The sequence below is a fragment of the Candidatus Deianiraea vastatrix genome (assembly GCF_007993655.1).
In the GTDB taxonomy this organism is placed as follows: Bacteria; Pseudomonadota; Alphaproteobacteria; order Rickettsiales; family Deianiraeaceae; genus Deianiraea; species Deianiraea vastatrix.
In genome coordinates, this window is record NZ_CP029077.1 from 812,683 (window position 1) to 833,485 (window position 20,803).

16 protein-coding genes and 1 pseudogene are annotated in these 20,803 nt (G+C 34.6%); 5 read left to right on the plus strand and 12 right to left on the minus strand.

The genetic code is table 11. The features are described from left to right. Positions 1-8: 8 nt before the first annotated feature. The 3 genes and pseudogenes from deia_RS05835 to deia_RS03895 all read left to right on the plus strand — a co-directional run. Positions 9-4,580, plus strand: a pseudogene (locus deia_RS05835) (GNAT family N-acetyltransferase); the annotation flags it as partial. Positions 4,581-4,909: 329 nt separating this feature from the next. Beyond that, complete coding sequence (gene murD / locus deia_RS03890) at positions 4,910-6,226, plus strand: UDP-N-acetylmuramoyl-L-alanine--D-glutamate ligase (RefSeq protein WP_146820844.1); 1,317 nt, start codon at positions 4,910-4,912, stop codon at positions 6,224-6,226. Between the two features lie 7 nt (positions 6,227-6,233). Next, entirely contained in the window at positions 6,234-6,560 is a 327-nt protein-coding gene (locus tag deia_RS03895; protein ID WP_146820845.1) for a hypothetical protein, read from the plus strand. A 114-nt stretch (positions 6,561-6,674) separates the two neighbouring features. Here deia_RS03895 and deia_RS03900 read toward each other — a convergent pair whose 3' ends face one another. The 10 genes from deia_RS03900 to dnaE form a co-directional block, all read right to left on the minus strand. After that, entirely contained in the window at positions 6,675-6,917 is a 243-nt protein-coding gene (locus tag deia_RS03900) for a hypothetical protein (RefSeq protein ID WP_146820846.1), read from the minus strand. A gap of 299 nt (positions 6,918-7,216) precedes the next feature. Then, the gene (locus deia_RS03905) at positions 7,217-8,446 is read right to left on the minus strand and encodes a glutamate-5-semialdehyde dehydrogenase (RefSeq protein ID WP_146820847.1); all 1,230 of its coding nucleotides are present in this window, start codon (positions 8,444-8,446) and stop codon (positions 7,217-7,219) included. A gap of 222 nt (positions 8,447-8,668) precedes the next feature. Further along, entirely contained in the window at positions 8,669-9,055 is a 387-nt protein-coding gene (locus deia_RS03910) for a hypothetical protein (RefSeq protein ID WP_146820848.1), read from the minus strand. Then, positions 9,045-9,323, minus strand: coding sequence for a hypothetical protein (locus tag deia_RS03915; RefSeq protein WP_146820849.1), 279 nt, complete (start codon positions 9,321-9,323; stop codon positions 9,045-9,047). The genes deia_RS03910 and deia_RS03915 overlap by 11 nt, the downstream gene beginning before the upstream one ends. A gap of 162 nt (positions 9,324-9,485) precedes the next feature. After that, positions 9,486-10,520, minus strand: a complete 1,035-nt coding sequence (proB, locus tag deia_RS03920; RefSeq protein ID WP_146820850.1) for a glutamate 5-kinase — start codon at positions 10,518-10,520, stop codon at positions 9,486-9,488. A 47-nt stretch (positions 10,521-10,567) separates the two neighbouring features. Continuing rightward, positions 10,568-11,335 carry a pyrroline-5-carboxylate reductase family protein gene (locus deia_RS03925; protein ID WP_146820851.1) on the minus strand — a complete coding sequence of 256 codons (768 nt, stop codon included), beginning with the start codon at positions 11,333-11,335 and terminating at the stop codon, positions 10,568-10,570. 81 nt (positions 11,336-11,416) lie between these two features. Beyond that, complete coding sequence (locus deia_RS03930) at positions 11,417-12,805, minus strand: hypothetical protein (protein WP_146820852.1); 1,389 nt, start codon at positions 12,803-12,805, stop codon at positions 11,417-11,419. 2 nt (positions 12,806-12,807) lie between these two features. Further along, the gene (locus deia_RS03935) at positions 12,808-13,692 is read right to left on the minus strand and encodes a hypothetical protein (RefSeq protein ID WP_146820853.1); all 885 of its coding nucleotides are present in this window, start codon (positions 13,690-13,692) and stop codon (positions 12,808-12,810) included. 67 nt (positions 13,693-13,759) lie between these two features. After that, the gene (gene hscB / locus deia_RS03940) at positions 13,760-14,224 is read right to left on the minus strand and encodes a Fe-S protein assembly co-chaperone HscB (protein ID WP_146820854.1); all 465 of its coding nucleotides are present in this window, start codon (positions 14,222-14,224) and stop codon (positions 13,760-13,762) included. Continuing rightward, complete coding sequence (dnaE, locus tag deia_RS03945; protein ID WP_146820855.1) at positions 14,217-17,855, minus strand: DNA polymerase III subunit alpha; 3,639 nt, start codon at positions 17,853-17,855, stop codon at positions 14,217-14,219. Before dnaE ends, hscB begins: the two co-directional genes overlap by 8 nt. Before the next feature lie 108 nt (positions 17,856-17,963). Here dnaE and deia_RS03950 point away from each other — a divergent pair, with 108 nt between their 5' ends. Continuing rightward, positions 17,964-18,563, plus strand: a complete 600-nt coding sequence (locus tag deia_RS03950) for a hypothetical protein (RefSeq protein WP_146820856.1) — start codon at positions 17,964-17,966, stop codon at positions 18,561-18,563. 184 nt (positions 18,564-18,747) lie between these two features. Here deia_RS03950 and dcd read toward each other — a convergent pair whose 3' ends face one another. Both dcd and pdhA read right to left on the minus strand, forming a co-directional pair. Next, positions 18,748-19,317: a dCTP deaminase gene (gene dcd, locus deia_RS03955; protein ID WP_146820857.1), complete on the minus strand. Its 570-nt coding sequence runs from the start codon at positions 19,315-19,317 to the stop codon at positions 18,748-18,750. A 9-nt stretch (positions 19,318-19,326) separates the two neighbouring features. Continuing rightward, on the minus strand, positions 19,327-20,319 hold the full coding sequence (pdhA, locus tag deia_RS03960) for a pyruvate dehydrogenase (acetyl-transferring) E1 component subunit alpha (RefSeq protein WP_146820858.1): 993 nt from the start codon (positions 20,317-20,319) through the stop codon (positions 19,327-19,329). 137 nt (positions 20,320-20,456) lie between these two features. On the opposite strand from pdhA, the gene deia_RS03965 reads away from it, so the two are divergent. After that, the gene (locus deia_RS03965) at positions 20,457-20,801 is read left to right on the plus strand and encodes a 30S ribosomal protein S10 (protein WP_146820859.1); all 345 of its coding nucleotides are present in this window, start codon (positions 20,457-20,459) and stop codon (positions 20,799-20,801) included. Positions 20,802-20,803: the final 2 nt, after the last annotated feature.

The window sequence follows — 20,803 nt, forward strand, 5'->3', positions numbered from 1 at the left end:
AAAGTCAAATGGCAAAAAATATTGAAAATTATAATTTTAGTGAAACTGAAAAAAAGTGGCAAAAATACTGGAATGAGCACAACTATTTCAGTAATCTTGAGATAAAAAATAAATACTATGTTCTTGAAATGTTGCCGTATCCATCGGGGAATTTGCACATGGGGCATGTTTTAAATTATACCATCGGTGACGCCTTAGCACGCTTTAAAAAAATGAGCGGCTATGACATAATTCGCCCGATGGGATGGGATGCTTTTGGACTTCCTGCGGAAAATACGGCGATTGAAAACGGCGTGCATCCTGAGAAATGGACTCTTGAAAATATCGCAAGAATGAAGGCGCAGATTAATAAACTCGGCTTTATGATTGACTGGAATCGTGAGGTTACAACCTGCCTTCCCGAGTACTATAAACATCAGCAAAAAATCTTTGTGGATATGGTAAATTCGGGGCTTGCATATCAAAAAGAGTCGATGGTAAACTGGGATCCTGTCGATCAAACCGTGCTTTCTAACGAACAAGTTGAAAATGGGCGTGGTTGGCGCTCGGGAGCTTTGGTTGAAAAAAAGACGCTCAGGCAATGGTTTTTTAAGATTACAAAATATCAGGAGGAATTGCTAAACGAAATTGAAAATCTTAAGGGCTGGCCTGAGAAAATTCGCGCTATGCAGACTAATTGGATTGGTAAAAGTGAAGGCGCGGAAGTTGACTTTGAAATTACTAACTTAATCGAGACGGAAAACTTCATAATTCGCCCGATAAATACTGGTGATTTGGATAATTTACATGGTCTTTATAGCGATGCGGAGGTGATGAAATATTCGCAAAAACATTGCAAAAACAAGGCAGAGACTGCAAAATTCTTGGATGACTATGTTAAAGAATGTAAAAATTGTGGCGTAGGACAGTATGCGATTTTTGCGAAAAATACTGGGGAATTTGTAGGGCGCGCCGGTAATTGCGTAATTGAAAATCGAGAATATAAAATTGCAATTAGCTATTTTTTACATAAAAAATTCTGGGGACAAGGTTTTGGAGCGGAAATTTCGCGTGCAATATGTGTAAAAACATTCGATAAATACGATAAAATCGGCATAGCAGTAATGCCTGGAAATACCGCATCTGAAAAACTTGCCAAAAAACTCGGTAGCAAATTTGATCGCGAAATTGAAATAAACGTCATCAAATATAATAATTTCCTACTTAAGAAAGAGGATTTTTACTCGGAAAATTCAGTTACAATCTTTAAAAATGATGAATTTTTAATCCGCTCAATTACAAAAAACGATAGCGATATATTGCGCGACTTGTTGTCAGAAAAAAACGGCATACAACCTAGTGAAAATTTTAATGTTGATGAATCAATTTCCAGAAATATTGATAGATTTACCAAAATTGGTCTTGCTAAATTTTTGATTTTTGATTTAAAAACATCAGATTTAATCGGTCTTTGCGGATTTCATATGTGTCATAATCCATGTGGGAATAGATTGCCAAAGGACTTTATCTCAAGTGAAATTTCCCCATCATTAAAAGAAAAACTTGGCAACAAAGATGGATGTAGTTACGAATTTGAGCTTGGATATAGATTAAAAAAATCATATTGTGGCAAGGGGATTGCGACAAAAATATCCAATATAGTGCTAAATTATGCTTTTGAAAAATATCCAAAATTAAACAAAATTATTGCTTATATAGATGAAAAAAATCTAGCATCTAAGCGGGTTTTAGAAAAGAATGGATTTAATTTGATTACAAAAGTTGAAACACAAGAATATGGCATGGAAGATTTTTTCGTTTTAGAAAAATGTAATTTCAAACAAAACCACTCCAGTACTGATAAAATTCGTATTTTTACAACTCGTCCTGACACATTATTTGGCGCAAGTTTTGTCGCAATTTCGCCAAATCATCCAATTGCTGGAAAAATTGCTAAAACTAGCGATGAAATAAGGGAATTTATCGAAAAGTGCAACAAAGGAAGCGTTAGCGAGGCAGACATTGAAACTCGCGAAAAAGAAGGCATATTTACTGGACTTTTTGTTGACAATCCTGCAATAAATATAGCAAAGGCCGAGGGTTTTGAGATTGAATGTGCGAAAATCCCAGTGTGGATCGCAAATTTTGTGTTAATGGATTATGGAACTGGTGCGATTTTTGGCTGCCCAGCGCATGATGAGCGTGATTTTGAGTTTGCAAAAAAATACAATTTACCCATTAAAAATGTCGTTGCAATCGATGAAAATATTGTTTTTGAAACTGAAAAATTTTATGTAAAAAAGTTTATCAAAAATGACTATGAAAATCTTTTAACCCTTGAAAAAGAGCTTTGGAATAACGACTTTACACCACATAATAACGCAATTAATGCAATTGGCGTTGAGGAATTTACAAGGCAGGAGCTTGACAAATTTGTCAATTGCAGGCATTATTTTTCCACCTTCGCAATTGTGTCTAAAAAAAGTCGTGAATTTGTCGGAAAAGTCAATATCGATCGCGATCATAGCCTAGATACACTAAAGCATTACGCCAAAAATGACATCGATCTTGGCTATGCTATTTTGCAAAAATTTCAAAATCAAGGTATTGCGACTGAAATTTCGCTTGGCGCGCTGAAATATCTTGAAAATATCGCGATAAATAATAGGATTTTCGCAACTCATAAGCCCGAAAATGTTGCATCACAAAAGGTGCTTGAAAAGACAGGATTTACACATATTGGCAAGTTTGAAGCAAACGGCGGAGAGTGGATGTGGTATGAATTTTGCAAAAATATACTAACAACGCAGAGATTAAAAATTACACCATCATGTCAAAAAGATGCGATAGAGATTGAGAAAATGTATAGCAACTGCGATGATGCAAAGTTTTTTACTGGTTACACTTTAAATGCAGAAAATGATGTAAAAAATGAGGCTGGATCGATGAAATTTACAATACGAGATAAGGAAAATGGCAATTTTATAGGCAGAGCGCAGCTTTCAAGCTTCGAAAACGAAGGTGGCGAAAGGTTTTTTAACGAAAATGAGACAGAGGTCATATACTTTATCGCAAAAGAGCATCGCGGTTGTAAATATAGCGGTGAAATCCTAGATGCAATATGCGATTTTGCATTTTCTAAGCTTGGAAAAAAAAGACTTGTCGCAGTTATTGACAGTGAAAATAAAATTAGCGAAATAACCTTGAAAAAATGCGGATTTAAAGAGTATAAAAGGGGTAATTTTGAAAAATATGGCAGTGAAATTGCATTTATTTTAGAAAAAAATGACTACAAAGTTGTTGCCGATGAAAAACCAATGTGCGATGAGGGTTTTGCGTCAAATTCGTACTTTTTGGATAGTCTTGTGACAAAAGATGCAAAACGAAAAATGATCGCAATGCTTGAAAAATACAATGTTGGAGAGGGAAAAACGACATATCGCCTGAAAGATTGGGGTGTTTCTCGTCAAAGATACTGGGGCTGTCCGATTCCTGTGGTATACTGCGAAAATTGTGGTGTTGTATGTGAAAAAGCTGAGAATTTACCGATACTTTTGCCAGATGATACACAGTTTGACGGCAAGGGAAATCCGCTTGCAAATCATCCAAGCTGGAAAAATTGCAAATGCCCAAAATGCGGGAAAAATGCTACAAGAGAGACGGATACACTTGATACTTTTGTCGATTCCTCTTGGTATTTTGCAAGATATTTGGATGCAAAAAATACGGAAAATCCGTTTGACCAAAATATCATAAATTATCAAATGCCAGTTGATCAGTATATAGGTGGGGCGGAACATGCCGTGCTGCATCTTTTGTATGCGAGATTTTTTACAAAAGCCTTATATGATATGGGTTATTTGAACCTAAAGAGTCATAAAAATGAGCCATTTACACGGCTTTTAAATCAGGGAATGGTCTTGCACGAAACCTATAAAGATGAAGATGGAAAATACGTGTTCCCATCCGATGTTTTTGAGAAAGATGGTCAGTTTTTTCATCAAAATGGCGGTAAAATCACAGTTGGCGAGCCAATTAAGATGAGTAAATCGAAAAAAAATGTGATAAATCCTGATGATATGGTGGAAATTTATGGTGCAGATAGCGTGCGTCTTTTTGTGCTTTCAGACTCGCCCGTTGATAAAGATTTTCCGTGGTCAAAAGCGGGAATAAATGGGGCTTTTAAGTACATTAATAAGCTTTATAAAACGGCTTTTATTGTGAAAAATATTGCTGAAAGTTGCGATGCTGTGGATGAAAAAATTGCAAAAAATCTTGAAAAGCAAACGCATAAAACAATAGCGTTTTGCAAGGAAAGAATTGAGAATTTTGGCTTTAATAAAACCATTGCGAAAGTTCGCGAATTGCACAATATGTTAGATGAAATTAAGTACGACGCAAGGTGCAAAAAACAGATTTTTGAGGCATTTTCAGCCATGATTTGTATTTTATCGCCAATTATTCCTCATCTTGCATGCGAAATTGCTGAAATTTGTGGCTTTAAAATTGATAAATACCCAGATTTTAAGCAGGAATTGATTGTGGATGATGAAATAATAATCGCCGTGCAAATTAATGGAAAGCTGCGTGGGCAAGTTATGGTAAATCCGGAAATTACTCAAAACGAGTGCTTGGAAATCGCCCTTGCAAACGCTGATATTGCAAAATATGTGAGCGATAAATCTGCAATTAAAAAAGTGATTTTTATCAAGGGTAAAATTTTAAGTATTGTTATATAGAGTGAAATTCCTCAATCAACATCGTGTATAATGTGATTTTTCATTAATAATTTCGCATAAGAGATATTGATGAATGTTGCAGTTAAAAATATCGATACAATAATGACTTTTAGAGCTTTTTTCATATAAAAAAATACTTGCTTTATATTATATCATATTTTATACACAAATGCAAGATATTTTTATTTTTTATGCAAGAGCGTGGAATAATCGTTATTGGATGCGGGAAAACGGGTCATTCATTTTGCAAAAAATTTGCAGATAGAAGGCTTTTTTTGTTTGATGATAAAATTGAAAATGCAAGAAAATTGGCGGAAAATTTTCCAAATTCACAACCCTTTTCCGATATTTCCGAAATTGCGCAGCTAAATATTGAATTTGCATTAATAAGCCCGGGAATTAGAACAAAATTCAATCCACATGCCATAATTTCGGCATTAAAAGCAAAAAATATTCCAATATTTTCGGACTTTGACATAATGTCTCAAAATATCGATAAAAAAACAAAAATCCTAGGTATTACCGGAACAAATGGAAAGTCAACCACTACTGCTATGATGGCTTTTGTTTTGCAAAAACTTGGTAAAAATGCAATTGCATGCGGAAATATTGGAAATGCCGTTTTAGAGTGCGATTTTACAGGCGTTGACTATGTATGCCTTGAGGCGTCAAGTTATCAACTTGAAGTGTCAAATATCTCATTTTACGCAGGAATATTGCTTAATTTAAGCCAAGATCACCTAGACCATCACGGCACTATGCAGGCATATTTAGCGGAAAAAACAAAAGTCTTTACAAATCTTGCAATTGCAAGTGTAGACGACGAATATTGCAAATCTGCCATTAAAAATGACTATATTACCTTTTCATGCAAGGAAGCCTTGAAAAGTGGATTTAGTTTCTATGAAAATGGCTTTTATTTAAACAAAAAGAAGTTAGATTGCGATATAAATCGGCTTTCTTTAAAGGGAATTCACAATATGCAAAATATACTTGCAGTAATGTCTTTTTGCCATAAAGAAGGCTTTGAAATTAGCGAAATCTGGGACGCAATATGCGATTTTAAAACTCTAAGACACAGAATGCAGGAGGTTCGTAAAATTGGTAATATAACCTTTATAAACGATAGTAAAGCCACAAATCCCGACTCTGTAAAATACGCACTTTCGTGCCTTGATGAAGTTTATTTAATAGCTGGAGGCGTGTCAAAATATCCCCATGCAATAAAGGAAATTGAAGAATTCTACCCAAAAATAAAAGCATTTTTCTTAATAGGGCAAGCGGCAGCTGAATTTAGCGACGATATTTGTGAAAATAAGCTAAAATTTATCTCGCAAACAATGGAAAAAGCAATATCTGATGCCTATAAATGCGTTATCCAAGATATTAAAAATCACAAAGTAAAAAATCCTATTATACTATTGTCCCCTCTTTGTGCAAGCTTTGATCAATATAAAAACTTTGAGGAAAGGGGTGATGATTTTGTAAATTTAGTTGAAAAATTATGATTATTTTATGACAAAAAAGCGCGCAATTATTGAAATGTTTAAATTTTGGGACTACAACATAATGCATTATGTAAATCTGTTGTTTTTAATTGCATTATTTATGTTTTTTTACTATCATTGCAATTGGACTGTCTCTAGAATATGCGATTTCTTCGCACCTTTTACAGACCTGCAAGCCATTTATTTCATTGGAAAATCAATGCAAAAAGTTCCAAATTCAATGATGACAAGAAGGCAATTTCGTGATATGCTAAGACATCGAAAAGTTGGCACTCAGTTTATATATATAAGCATTATTTTCTGGATGCTATCGCCTATTACATACAGCGAATAATTTTGCCTTTAATTGTCAGATCTTTTACCACTACAAAACAGATAAAATTTCCAATACATCAATTACATACATCACTTTATCCAATGCAACAAAGTGGTAAATATCTTTATTAAATCATCCTCTTGCCTTTCCTTGCAGTGGAGTATTGAGTGATGCGACAGCATTCATATCAAATTTCATACCATCTGCATTTAATTTTTGAAATCCAGTGCTTATTTCCGGCCATTTTATAGTTGCACCCTGAGATATTGGAGCATTAAGTAAATTTGTGGAAATATTCATACCGCCAAGAGCACTTGGTAAACTTTGTCCGCCAATAGCAGTAAGTGGCGATTGATCTGAGCCATGAATAGCCATAATAGATATATAATTAACACGAAATTTTATATATTTTTTTTTAAAAATCAAGTACTTTTTTTTGCATAACAGTCATTTTTTGTAATCGCCATATTATTTCACTTTAATCTGCAATTGAAAACAATTTGCTTCCATGAAAAAAAATCGTGGTTTATAGGGTGTAAAATTTGATGATAAAAATGAAAAAATCCAAGTACCAGAAAGGCTTTATTTCACTTTAATCTGGAATTGAAAACAATTTGCTTCCATAAAAAAAATCGTGGTTTATAGGATTGGAAAGTTAAAAAAAAATCCAGATTTTATCGCGTTGCGCCATCACTTTTTATAATCCACTTGTAAGTTGTGAGTTCGTCTAATGCAAATGGGCCGCGGGCGTGTAATTTTTGTGTTGAAATGCCAATTTCTGCTGCCATGTCAAAGCAACCGCCGTCAGTAAATGCGGTTGATGTATTGTGATAAACGCAGGCTGCATCGACGTTCTTTAGGAAAAATGCGGCACGATCTTCATCTTGCGTAATTATTGCCTCGCTGTGTTTTGACGAAAATTTTTCAATATGACTAATGGCTTCTTCAATACTGGTGGTGGTTTTTATCGCTATTTTCATGCTTAAAAACTCCGTTCCAAAATGCTCATCACTTGCAAGTTTTACATTTGGAAAGCCGGAAAGTGCAGCAAAAGCCTTGGAATCTGCGAAAATTTCAACATTTTTTTCTATCATTGGCTTGCATATTTCACCGATTTTATCTAGCATTTTATGGGAAATCACAATGCAATCAACGCTATTACAAACGCTGACACGACGCATTTTTCCATTTGCAATCGTCTTTTTTGCAATTTCAACATCGGCACCTTCATCAACATAAACATGCACAACTCCAGCGCCAGTCTCAATTACAGGCACTTTTGCGTTTTCGCGAACGAAGTTTATCAGCCCTTTTCCCCCGCGCGGAATGCAGACATCGACGATATTTTGGGCGGTAATTAGCGCTAAAGTTGCATCGCTTGATGACGGTAAAAGCGTTATGCAACCTGTGTTTATGCCATGTTTTTGTAGTATATTTTTCGCAATTTTTACAAGTATTGCATTTGAAAAATCGGCCTCATCAGAGCCCTTAAGTAAGCATACATTCTGGGTTTTTATGCAAATTGAAATAGCATCTGCCGTGACATTTGGGCGAGATTCGTAAATTATGCCGACTATTCCAAGTGGGGTGCGGATTTTTTTGATTTCAAGACCTGCGCTTGTTGTTTTTTCGTCAAGAACTTTGTCGCATCTAAAAGTTGATTGGGCAATTTTTAAAACATCCGATGCAATCGAGGAAATTCGCTCTTTATTAAGCAGCAATCTGTCGTATTTCGGGTTTTCTTTGTCCATTTTTGCAAGATCCTTGGCATTTTCTGTAATTATTGCATCGCAATTGTCTAAAATTTCTGAGGAATAATCGCTTAAAATCGCAAAAATTTGCTCAAAAGATGCGTTTTGTATGTCTTTTTTTGCGCCAAGTGCGGCTTTAAAAATGCTTTCCATAAAACCATAATTTTCTAGATTGTAACTGCGAAATTTTTAAATGCAAGGGGAAAGTTTGTATATCGCAAATATTGCAAAAAGCGCAGGCGGAAGCAAAAAAGGTGAAAATTTCCAAATCACCACAATTGCACTGTATATTACTTTTCCGCGCTCCGTTTTCTCATAAAACACACCTTTTACTTTACGCACGGCAAAGCGGCGAATTTCGTATTTGTAGCAAAACTATTTTTTACCAAAATAATGATTTATTAGCTGCTGAATAAAAGGTAAAATTGCGATAAATGAACTTAAAATCATTGCACTTGGTGTTTCTAATTTGCCATGCCATAAAAGTACTGCAAAAATTAGTAATAATGAGAAATGTATAAAAGTTTTGTGATTTCTGTCTTTTTTTCTAACATCAATCATTCCTTTTAATGCTTCTTTTTTAATTTTTGTTTCTTCAGATGCTAGTTCAAAAATTTTATGTTTTGCATCTGGATATATTTCAACATATTTTTTAAACTCATCTGCACTTGGAAGTGGTCCAGAGGAAATCTTTTGTTGTGTCAAATCAATTTCTCCATTGTCTTTTTTAGTTATTTTGGTATTTTCTTTACTATGAGACATACTTTTCTTTAAATACATTCACCGCCTTATCGAAGTATGAGCGAATACTTTTTGCTGCAATTGGATCTTTCAAGAAATGGTATTGTGCAAAATAATCACTTTGCACAAATCCCATATAATCTGGAGTTATGTCATTTTGCAAAGCAAGAATAATTTCATCAGGATCGAATAAATTTACATTAAAACCACGATCTGTATTTGTTGTTGCAGTATTTTTTTCTGCTTTAATCTTCTTATTTTTCAATTTAATATGTTTATTTTTGATCATAAAAAATATAAAATAATAATTAATTATTAATTAATGCTTATAAAAAAATAAATGTCAATATGGAAGCAAAAAATATTATTAAATTATTGTTACTCAAATCTGCTTTTTTAAAAGAGATTAATATATCATCTTTATAAAATAATCATTCATTACAACAAAACACTAAAATATCGCAATATATTCATATCGCATAAAGGGTTTTTCGTTTTGCTTGCCTATCACATTTGAAAGCGCGTCGCTTGAATATCTTGCAAGTCCATAGCCGATTAGGGTTTTATCTTCGGTTTTTATTGCAATAAGGTCGTTTTTTTGGAAAGTTCCTGTAAAAGACGTGATGCCTACTGGTAAAATCGAGAAAATCGTGCTTGAATTTTGTATAGTTTGCCAAAGTCGATCGTTAATTATAATCTCGCCATAAACATTCACACCTGCGTCAAAAGCAAGATGGCGACGCAGTTTATCGGCTTTAGTGTCTCGTGCGGGAATGAAAGTTGTTCCGATATTTTCACCCATTACAACCCTTGCCATAACATTTTCAACTAAAACATTGCAAATAGTCGTGGAAATGCCAAGTTTTGCAAGCTTTCGTGCGGTTTTTACCTTGCTTTGCATCCCGCCTCTGCCCATATTGCTTTTTGCATCGCCAATATTTGTCTCGTCAGTGTATAAAATTTTGTCTAAAACCTTGCGATTTGGCGAGGAAAAATCGTCATAAACGCCATCAACATTAGTTAAAATTATCAGCTTGTCTGCATTCATTATGCTTGCAAGAGTGCCGGCAATTTCGTCATTATCCGTAAACATCAAGCTGCGAAGCGCTATACTGTCATTTTCATTTACAACCGGAATTATGTTTTTTCGCGCAAGCATTTCGCTTATCATGTTCGTTAAATTGTCAATCTCCATGCGGGATTCTACATCTTTTTTCGTCATTAAAATCTGCCCAACGAAATAATTATGCGATGTGAACTCAAATTGATACCTCTTAATCAGCCCAATTTGCCCTATACTTGCTAAAATCTGCTTTTCAACAGGCGTACTTCCAAGCGACGGATTTGCAGCCCTTCCCATTCCAACTGCCCCAGAGCTTACAATAATAACATCATGCCCTAAATCCTTGATAGCAACTGCATCTTTTACGATTTTTGGAATATTTCCTATAACGCTATCTGTTCCGATTTTTATTACTATTAACATACATTAAATAAACGATTTATAATGAGATTTGAGTTCTAAAAATGCAATTATTTGCATAAATCTTTGCTTATTTCATTTAGTCGCTCCATAGCGGAATTTATACCCTCTGTAACGCCATTTTCCATAATTGGTTTCATAACTTTAAGTGCGGCCTCGGTGACTCCCGCTTTGCTTGCAATGCGTGAAATAGCCTCATCAAAGCTCATTTTTTCAGATAAATCAACTGCATTTTGCATTAACTTACGCACAAGCTTGTCGTTTCCTTGTGTTAAATAAAGGCGGTCAAACATTATCTTTGCAAGAAGCAGAAAATATGCAATTCCACAGCCGGTAATTGGTGTAAAAGTGTCTACAAATTTGTCAATATCAACATAAATACATTCATTTACGCCTCCGAAAATATTTTCCACAAACTCCTTGCTAAAATCAGTTTGTACCCCATCGTATATAGCATTAATGCCACCTGATTCAAGCATCATTCCAAGATTTGGCATAACGCGAATAAATTTGCTAGTTTTTGTAATCTTTTTTGCAAGATATGCAGCGTTAATTCCAGCCATTATCGATACAACTATTGTGTTTTCATTGCAGATTTTTGCAATTTCGTCCGCAATGTCACCAAAATGCTGAGGCTTTACCGCAATAATTACGATGTCAAAATCGATATTTGCAATCTGCTTAAAATCATTAAAACACTTTACGCCATCTTTTTTAATCTCAATTTTCTCAATTAGCGTCACCTCTTTGTAAAACTTTAGGCAATTTTCAAGAACAGGAGTTCCCATTGATCCGCATCCTATCTGCAATATTTTCATAAATTTATCAAATTTTGACGAAGTATAATACAAAATAAATTATATGCAATAAGAAAGTTTGCAACTTAATTCAAACTAAATCTAACCTTGTTGCATATTGTTACCCTTCTTTTTCTTCTTCTTTCTTTCTACCTCATTTGCTGTGTTCGGATTTACAGCATTATTTTTTTTATTATTTTTTGTATTCCCATAAAGAGGATCATGATAAATCCCTTGAGCTGCAAATTGATTAATACAATCATCCTCTTTAACTTCGATTTGTTGTTGTTTGTAAATCTCTTGCTTTTTATAAGGACTTTGTTGCTTTTTTAAACTTTGCGTAATATGAGAATTTCCGAGCTCAGACCTTGGATTCTGCTGTTGTTGTTGCTGTTGTTGCTGTTGTTGTTGCCGTTTTTCAAATTTTTCATATTCTGCAGCGGTCATTTGTAAATCTTTCCCACTTTTTCCAACCTTCATCGGCTGATCATTATTATTTTGAGCAACCTCATAACCCTCTATCATATTAGTAAACAATTCTGGATTTTCAGCATATTTTTGATCAAGATGCTTCTCCTTATATAATCCTTCAATAGTCTTTGTTGCCTCTTTATTACCATTAAATTTGTGATTAAAAAAATTCTCATAATCTTTATGTGCAGAAAAAGTTTTAACATGACAAGCGTTATCACCTTTTAATAAAAATATATGGCGCGTCTGCCCGTTGCTTTCCTTAAGACAGAGAATTTTAAAATCCTTCTTAACATCATTTTTACCATTATATGGCGCATATTGACAACACTCAAGACCATTAAAGTTAATACCAATGCCATCATTTGGATACAAAAATTTAATATCTCTTGATGCACTTGCACCACTTGGTTGAACATTCACGCTATTACTGATATATGGTTTATGCTTTTCACTTTGCTTCTTCATTCCCTCTTCATGTTTTCTTTGCTCTGCAAGTCTTTTCTCTTCTTGAGATTGACGCTGATATTTGTGATATTCTTCTATATTAATAATATTTTCTTGCGTATCTTGTTTTGTAACAATTTCCAGTGGCTGCGGTTTCTCCGATCTAAATAATATCTTTATTGGTCTCATTCGCGTTACATCGCATGACAGACCCTTGACAAGTAATGATTCTGCCATCAAAGAGTACGCTTGCATGGTAGTGGCTATTATTTGTGGAATTAAGACCGATGATTTATCAATACAATCTGCAAAGCTATTGAATAATTCTTCTATTATACCTTCTATATTAAATTTGTTATCCTTTTTACATTTTTCGATAACATAATCAGGAGCGTATCCTCCTCCTAAATTCATATTCATTTCAAACCAAGTATTTAAAACTTCTTTAGAGATTAAACTGTCCTCCCCAATAATGTCTATTTCCTTTCCACGATACTTCACTTTATTTGGAAATCCCATACCTTTAAATATCGCTGTATATTTTCCTATGGATATCTTGTTATTCGGACACATGCTTAAAATAAGTGCCCCAAATTCCTCTGCATTAAAAGGTTGATCCGTATTTTTATGTTTTCTTGCTTTACCAAAATACTTGCCATATCGCGTACAGTCGCCTCAGAGATTGTCAATAACATAGATGCTGCTATGAAGATATTAGCCGCATTGCACATATTTGCGTTTAATTCATTAGCTAAATCGGTACATTTTTTGCTGATTTCGTTTAATGATTGTAATTTGTTGTTCAAAACAGGATTTTGGTTTATTACACTTTCTATGTTTGCATTTTGATTATTATCAAGACAAGATGCCTTCAATGAAAACGAGATACACAACTCACAAAAACACCGATTTATATGGACAAGTAAAACAGTATATATAACACTATTTGATTCTAAGTACTCCTTTACATACCCATGACATTGGCGTATTATAGACATTGCATTTCTCATATCCATTGTCCTGCCACCATTTAAATCAGACTTGCCTAAAATTAAGTTACTAAACTCTTCCTCAATCTTATTCTTCAGTTTGACTGAATTGTCATCCAATGTCGCATTATTGGATATCTGTAACGCCCTTTCGGTAAAATTAATTACAAGCTGCATTATGTTACATTGAAGGTCGGTCATCCCATCCTTTAGTGTTTTTTTGCGTTCGCTATCTTGTTCATCTTTTGTTGTTGAAATGGATTTGAAAGTATTCATATTACTTATTTGCCGAGAATTTAAAATGAGTATTTCCATCAAGATTGAGTTCATATAGTCTGCATACTTTTCCTCCTCTTTTAGCTTGGCCTCCTCCTGTATCCTTTTTTCTTGCTCCTCTTTCTGTTTTTGATGTTCAGCTCTTTTTATTGCTCTCTGTCTTTGCGCATTATTGTATCCTTTTTGTTTTGGCATATTTTAATAAAATTACAAATTGATTATAATAAACAATTATTAATTGTCAATTGCAAAGTGCTTAGATTCATTTTTGATGCTCTATAATCGATGATAAATATATTTTGCACAGTAAATATTTCGCAAATAATGCAAAATTTCCATCTTTAAATGCCTGCCGTAATAAAACATCGTATTGCCCGATATAACCCAATATTTCATCTTCGTTTTTGCTTTTACTAAAAGCCTCTGAAAGTGATAGTACAAGCTCTAAAAAATCCATATCAGGCTTAATGTTTTTATCACTTTCAATGTCAATATTTGCAAGCATTTTTAGTAAATATTTGCCCCTTTTAATGTCGTTTTTTAAAATTTCATAACCTTGATTAATTTCCATAATCTTTAGTGTTGCTGCAAAAATTTCATCTTTTTTCTCAAAATTGTCAGGGTGAAATTGCATTGATAATTGTGCAAAATTTGCCTCAAGAACACTATAATCTATCTCGTAATCAGCCTTCAGTCCAAACATTTCAAAATAATTTTCATTACTCATATTTTGCAAGATTAAACTTTAAAACATCGTATTTATTTGGCATTTTTATGCAAATTCCATTATATAAAATCACCACTTCCTTGCCATCTTCTGTAGCATTTGCAAGGCAAAATCTCTTAATTTCCAATATTTCATCGGGGGTTTTTGCTATAATCTTTACAATATCACTTGAAATTTCAGATACAATTTCCTGACTTTTCACGCTTGACGCATTTGGTAAAATCGCAGCTTTAATCGGCGTATTTACACTTTTAGAGCCTTCAATTTTATTTTGAATTGCAGCGTAGTGATTAATTACCTGCTCATTTGCAGGTTTTTTTGCTTCATTTTCTCCACTATTTTCAGGCTTTTTTACATCATTTACTTCGTCCTTTTTGGTAAAATTATAGGCTCTTTTGTTTTGTAAATTTGCAAGTGCATCTGGGCTTGCAATATCACGAATATCCTTGATTTCATTTGCAATTAAGCGAAATCCGGAGTCGTCACGAGAGGCGGAAATGTCAAGAAAAATCAACTTTCCCTCAACAAGTAATTCGCGTGCGCTTGTGATTAAGTCGGAATTGAATATCGCAATTTCAAAAATGCCATCTAAATCTGATAAATGCACAAAACAAAACCTTGAGCCTTTGCGAAATCTTTGCACAATTTTCGTTATCACTCCAACCATTTTTATGTTTTGCCGCTTGCCAGCTTGGATATTTTCAAGATCGCTCGATTTTGTTATTTTGTCACTTTCGATAACGGATTTGTAATCTAAAAGTGGGTGTGATGAGAGGTAAAAACCAATAAATTCCATCTCGTAGCCTAGCTTTTCCGTGCTTGGATAGTCATTAATGCAGTCTTTTAATTTTGGAATGTAAATGCCGCCTTCATCTGCGCCGCCAAATAAATTATCTTGAGTGTCATTCTTCGATTTCTCTAGATCTGATGCGTATTTTGTGATGATTTCAACCGAGTCAAATAATTGCTTCCTATTTGCATGTAATGTGTCAAAACTTCCCGTTAAAATAAGGCTTTCTAGTTGTTTTTTGTTGCAAATTTTATGACCAACCTTTTTAGCAAAATCAAAAATGCTTTCAAATTTACCATCGCTACTTCTGATTTTCTCAATTTCTATCGCAGAATTTAACCCAACAGATTTTAAACCGCCAAGGCCATAAATAATAGATTTTCTGTCTTCTGAAATTGTAAAATAACCCGATGAAATATTGACATTTGGCAGTATAATCTCAAGACCAAAACCCCTAGCGTCGCTTATAAATTCATTGATTTTATCGGTATTGTTAATTTCCAAATTTAAGTTTGCAACGAAGAATTCTATTGTGTAATTTGCCTTTAAATACGCAGTTTGATAAGAAATAACCGAGTACGCGGCGGCGTGAGATTTGTTAAAACCATAGCCTGCAAATTTTGCAACAAGCTCAAAAATCTCAGATGATTTCTTCTCATCCATATTGTGAGTTTTCCTTGCACCATCGACGAAAATCGCCTGCTGTGCATCCATTTCTTCTTTGATTTTTTTACCCATCGCACGACGCAAAAGATCCGCCTCGCCAAGGCTATAACCCCCAATTACTTTTGCAACTTCCATTACCTGCTCTTGATAAATTATAATTCCAAATGTCTCTTTTAGGCTTTTTTCAAGCAATAAATCTGGATATTGTGGCTGTTCAACGCCAAGTTTTCTACGCACGAAATCTGGTATAAATTCCATAGGCCCAGGGCGATTAAGTGATGTTATGGCAATTAAATCCTCGATTCTATCTGTCTTAATCTTTGCAAGTGCGTCTCGTGGAGTTCCCGCTTCAAGCTGGAAGACACCCTTTAATTTCGTGCTTCGAAGTAAATTAAAAGTTGTCTCATCCTGCAGGGAAATTTCGTCAATATTTATCATATTTCCTGTATTTTTATACACAAGATTGCATGCCTCCTGTATAACAGTTAGCGTTTTTAACCCTAGGAAATCAAACTTTAAAAGCCCAATTTTCTCAGCATCCTTCATGTTAAAACCAAGCACCGGAAGATCCGAATTTTCATCCTTTAACATTGGCGCAAGCTCTATTAAATCAACCGCCCCTATTATAATTCCGGCGGCATGCGTTGAGGTATGTCTGTTTAAACCCTCAAGTTCCATCGCAATTCTCACTAAATTTTGAATTTCAGGGTCGTTTTCAATTTGCTCTTGTAATTTCGGGTCCATCTGTATTGCTTTCTCAATTGTAATGGGCTCTAGCGGCGAAAATGGTATCATTTTACACACTTCGTCAACCATGTTATACGATAGCTGCATAACACGCCCAACATCCTTTAAAACGGCCTTTGCCTGCAATTTTCCAAATGTAATTATACTTGCAACACGGCTTTTTCCATATTTATTCTTTACATACTCTATTACCTTCTCACGCTTGCTTTGGCAAAAGTCAATATCGAAATCCGGCATGGAAACACGCTCAGGATTTAAAAATCTTTCAAAAAGTAGCCCATATTTTATAGGATCAAGATTCGTTATTTTACAGCTCCATGCAATAATAGACCCAGCCCCAGAACCACGCCCTGGCCCAACTGGAATGTTATTTTCTTTTGCCCAAACTATGAAGTCAGAAACTATTAAAAAATAACCAGAAAATCCCATTTTAAAGATAACACTAAGCTCAAAATTAAGCCTATCAAAATATTCTTTTTGCACATCTTCATCCGCTATTTTCTCCTCAAGAAAACGCTCGCGAAGCCCCTTTTCAGAAAGCTCTCGCAGCATGTCATCTTCGTTTTGATTAAGCCCAAATTTTGGCAGCATCGGTGCATTACCTTCAAGGTAAAAATTACACTTTTTTGCAATGACAACCGTGCTTTCAATTGCCTCTGGAATGTCTGAAAACAATTCCATCATTTCACTTTGCGTCTTTAAATAGTAATTTTCGTTTATCCTCTCGCGGTTTTTTTCCTGAATATATCTGCCAGATGAAATGCAAGTTAGTGCGTCATATGAGTCAAAACTTTCCTTTTTTGGAAAGTGAACATCATTTGTTGCAACAAGCGCAATATTATACTTATACGCCATGTCTACTAAGAAATTCTCAAGTAAATCCTCATCTTTATTGCCGTGACGAGTAAGCTCTATATACAAATCATCGCCGAAAATTTTATGTAATTTTTCAGCAATCATAAACCCGCCAGCTTGATTTCCTTTAAAAAACTCACGACTAATCGGCGAGTAATAACCCCCTGTAATGCAGATTAAATCTGATAAATCAAGCTTTTCTAAGTCTGAAAACTTTAAATAAACCTCATCTAGCACAGACTTTTGCGATAGCTCAACATTTGCAAGGTGCAACATCTTGAGTAAATTCTTATACCCCTGATGACTTTTTGCAATAAAGCCCATATATGCAAGCTTTTTTCCCTCATCCAAGTCTCTATCGTCTAAAATAAATCGCATATTCATTCCAAGTAGCGGCTTTACTCCAATCTTTGAAATGTACGATGAAAACTGTAAACTTCCAGACATCGACCCGTCATCCATCATGCAAATCGCCCCTGCGTTGTCACTTTTTGCATACTCCGCCATTTTATCAATAGTCAGTACGCTATTTAATATCGAAAATTCTGTTCTCGCGCGAAGATGAATGAACATTTTTACACCATTTTTCTAACTTATAAACGCCGTTATTTATAAGTCAAATTTTTTTTCTTGTGTTTTAGATTTTTTACATTACCATAATGTGTGTTTTTACTTTTTCATATGCAAAACCAAAATCCGCAAGTTATAGATATTGGATTTAAAATTGGTCAAATATATAAAGAATTAACTGACATAAACAAAAGATTTAACGAGGTTTTTCCATACATGCAATACACTATTTTACAAAATCCTACACAAGAATCACAATTCAGCATTAATAGCTCGGAAGATTCCATAGAAGAGGCTTGGCTGTATTTTGGCAATAACTTGGAAGACGCAATGTCTAAAATCGGAGATTATTTTGTAGAAGATGCAAATCATAGTCAAGAAAATTTACAACACTCATTAGAATTAATTCAAGCCATTAGAGCAGAAAGAGACGAAATTCAGCAATTGTATAATGTTAGTATTCAAACAAACTTTGACACGCAAAGAAGTCGCAATCAAATGTTTCGTGAATTTTATCGTCGTCAAGTTCAACAAATACAAAGCAATAATACAAACGAAGGTGAAAGACATGGTGTTAATAATTTTCCAAATACATTCTTTAATAATGGCAGTGTATATAACACTTTATCTAAACCAAAAAATAATAATCATCAAAATACTGAAATACAAAAGCAGCAACAAGGTAATAATCAACAATTTCAGAAGCAGTAATAAAGTTTTCTATTTTGATGCACTGTAAACCGCAATTTAAGAGATTAATTCATTTCTATCAAATAAAATTGCATTTATTTATCGCCCATAAACCCAGTTTTCATCATATATAGCGATATTGAATTTGAAAATAATAAGACGTAAAGCTGGCGCAATAATAATTGACTACTGCATAGTGTAAAAACTACATCCTAGGCAGGGTTATGCCCGTTTGCCCTTGATATTTTCCGCCCTTATCTTTATACGAGGTGTCGCATGGCTCGTTTGCTTTGAAAAACACAAACTGGCACGCGCCTTCGTTTGCGTATAATTTCACGGGCAGGCTTGTAGTATTTGAAAATTCAAGTACCACCTGACCCTCAAATTCCGGTTCAATTGGCGTGACATTTACTATTATTCCACATCTTGCATAAGTTGATTTTCCAACGCAAATTATCAGTATATCACGAGGAATTTTGAAATATTCAACAGTTGCTCCAAGTGCAAATCCGTTTGGCGGAATTATGCAAAAATCGCCCTTTTTATCGACGAAACACTCGTCTGAAAAGTTTTTTGGATCAATTATCGCGCTGTTTATGTTGCTGAAAACTTTAAATTCATTGCCAACACGAACATCGTAACCATACGAAGAAACCCCATAGGATATGACTTTTTTGCCGCTTTCATCAAGCGTTCTTGTGTTTTTTTCGACGAAATTTTGTATCATCCCATCTTTTGCAAGCGCGATTATTTCTTTGTCCGATAAAATTGCCATAAATTAAAATCAACTTTCTATGTAAACATTTGTGTGTAAAGCGCTTTCGCACGGCTCGTTTGAGCTTAAACAAAAATCATACGCATCCTGCACTTCAAGCTTTACTTGCGCTTCAATTTCGTCAATTTTGTCTTGATTTATCCACTTTTTTTCAAGTAAAAATTTCTCAAAAATCGTTATTGGATCGTGGTTTTCACGGCGATTTTCCACCTCTTCTTTGCTTCTGTATTTCCCAGGATCAGACATAGAGTGTCCACGATAGCGATATGTGTCAATTTCAAGAAAAATAGGGCCGCCATTTTTACGAATTTTTGAGGCAAGCTCTATAAATTTTGCAGTCAAAACATTCAAATCAGACCCATCAACAATTTCCGCAGGAATGTTATATCCCGCTGCTCTTGTGTAGAAATTTTCGCTTGCTGAGTGTCTTTTTGTTGAAGTTCCCATTGCGTACCTATTGTTTTCAACCACGAAAAGTACAGGTAAATTCCATATTTTTGCCATGTTCATGCTCTCGTAAACCTGACCTTGATTTGCAGCACCATCACCACAAAAAGCAAAGCAAACATTGTCAGTTTCGTTGTATTTATGCGCAAAAGCAAGCCCTGCCCCAAGTGAAATCTGCGCCCCAACTATGCCGTGTCCGCCGAAAAAACCCTTTTGGGTGTCAAATAAGTGCATAGATCCGCCTTTTCCCTTGGAACTTCCAGTCTCTTTGCCCATTAATTCTGCTAAAATGTATTTCATTTCGGTTCCAACTGCCATATTATGCCCATGATCTCTATACCCAGTAATCACGGAATCCCCTTTCTTCATCGCATTTTTTAACGCAACTGATATAGCCTCCTGCCCTATGCAAAGATGGCAAAATCCTGCAATCTGCCCCATTCCATATATCTGACCGCATTTTTCTTCAAATTTTCTTATTCTAATTAAATCGATATAAGCCCAAGTGGCACCATCTTGTGAAAAAACACAATTTACATCAGCATTTTTCGCCATAAATTAATCACATTTACTACAAATTAACAACAAAAATCTTATTTGCAAGTATTTTTTCATCTCTAAAATAACATTAATAAAATTTTGATTGACTTTTGTTTTTTCTGGGTTATTATTGTCTGTATTTTTTAAATTGTATGGGAGCAGATAATAATCGTACCAATCAAAAGATAATAGTTAAAGCTCAATCTTTTGACTCAAAAGTCTTGGATGACTATATGCTAAGCCTTGTTTCTATCGCAAATGTCCATGGTGGTTATATTATAGGGCCAGTTCCTCTTCCCCTTCGCGAAAGTAAATTTGTCATAGATGTTTCACGAACGATAGATAAATCAAGACACTCTGTCTTTGGCGCAGCTAAAACAAAGCATATACGCATAATCTATATCTTCGATGAAAGTGGTAATGATAACCTAATAAACCAAATAGCTATGCTGGTTTTGCCACATGGCATAGGCGTTGAAATTAAATCTCAAGAATAATA

What these genes read in the sequence shown, in the direction of transcription:
- murD (WP_146820844.1), top strand. Translation starts at nt 4,910, where the DNA reads ATGCAAGAGCGTGGAATAATCGTTATTGGATGCGGGAAAACGGGTCAT.
- deia_RS03895 (WP_146820845.1), top strand. Translation starts at nt 6,234, where the DNA reads ATGACAAAAAAGCGCGCAATTATTGAAATGTTTAAATTTTGGGACTAC.
- deia_RS03900 (WP_146820846.1), bottom strand. Translation starts at nt 6,917, where the DNA reads ATGGCTATTCATGGCTCAGATCAATCGCCACTTACTGCTATTGGCGGA.
- deia_RS03905 (WP_146820847.1), bottom strand. Translation starts at nt 8,446, where the DNA reads ATGGAAAGCATTTTTAAAGCCGCACTTGGCGCAAAAAAAGACATACAA.
- deia_RS03910 (WP_146820848.1), bottom strand. Translation starts at nt 9,055, where the DNA reads ATGTCTCATAGTAAAGAAAATACCAAAATAACTAAAAAAGACAATGGA.
- deia_RS03915 (WP_146820849.1), bottom strand. Translation starts at nt 9,323, where the DNA reads ATGATCAAAAATAAACATATTAAATTGAAAAATAAGAAGATTAAAGCA.
- proB (WP_146820850.1), bottom strand. Translation starts at nt 10,520, where the DNA reads ATGTTAATAGTAATAAAAATCGGAACAGATAGCGTTATAGGAAATATT.
- deia_RS03925 (WP_146820851.1), bottom strand. Translation starts at nt 11,335, where the DNA reads ATGAAAATATTGCAGATAGGATGCGGATCAATGGGAACTCCTGTTCTT.
- deia_RS03930 (WP_146820852.1), bottom strand. Translation starts at nt 12,805, where the DNA reads ATGTGTCCGAATAACAAGATATCCATAGGAAAATATACAGCGATATTT.
- deia_RS03935 (WP_146820853.1), bottom strand. Translation starts at nt 13,692, where the DNA reads ATGCCAAAACAAAAAGGATACAATAATGCGCAAAGACAGAGAGCAATA.
- hscB (WP_146820854.1), bottom strand. Translation starts at nt 14,224, where the DNA reads ATGAGTAATGAAAATTATTTTGAAATGTTTGGACTGAAGGCTGATTAC.
- dnaE (WP_146820855.1), bottom strand. Translation starts at nt 17,855, where the DNA reads ATGTTCATTCATCTTCGCGCGAGAACAGAATTTTCGATATTAAATAGC.
- deia_RS03950 (WP_146820856.1), top strand. Translation starts at nt 17,964, where the DNA reads ATGCAAAACCAAAATCCGCAAGTTATAGATATTGGATTTAAAATTGGT.
- dcd (WP_146820857.1), bottom strand. Translation starts at nt 19,317, where the DNA reads ATGGCAATTTTATCGGACAAAGAAATAATCGCGCTTGCAAAAGATGGG.
- pdhA (WP_146820858.1), bottom strand. Translation starts at nt 20,319, where the DNA reads ATGGCGAAAAATGCTGATGTAAATTGTGTTTTTTCACAAGATGGTGCC.
- deia_RS03965 (WP_146820859.1), top strand. Translation starts at nt 20,457, where the DNA reads ATGGGAGCAGATAATAATCGTACCAATCAAAAGATAATAGTTAAAGCT.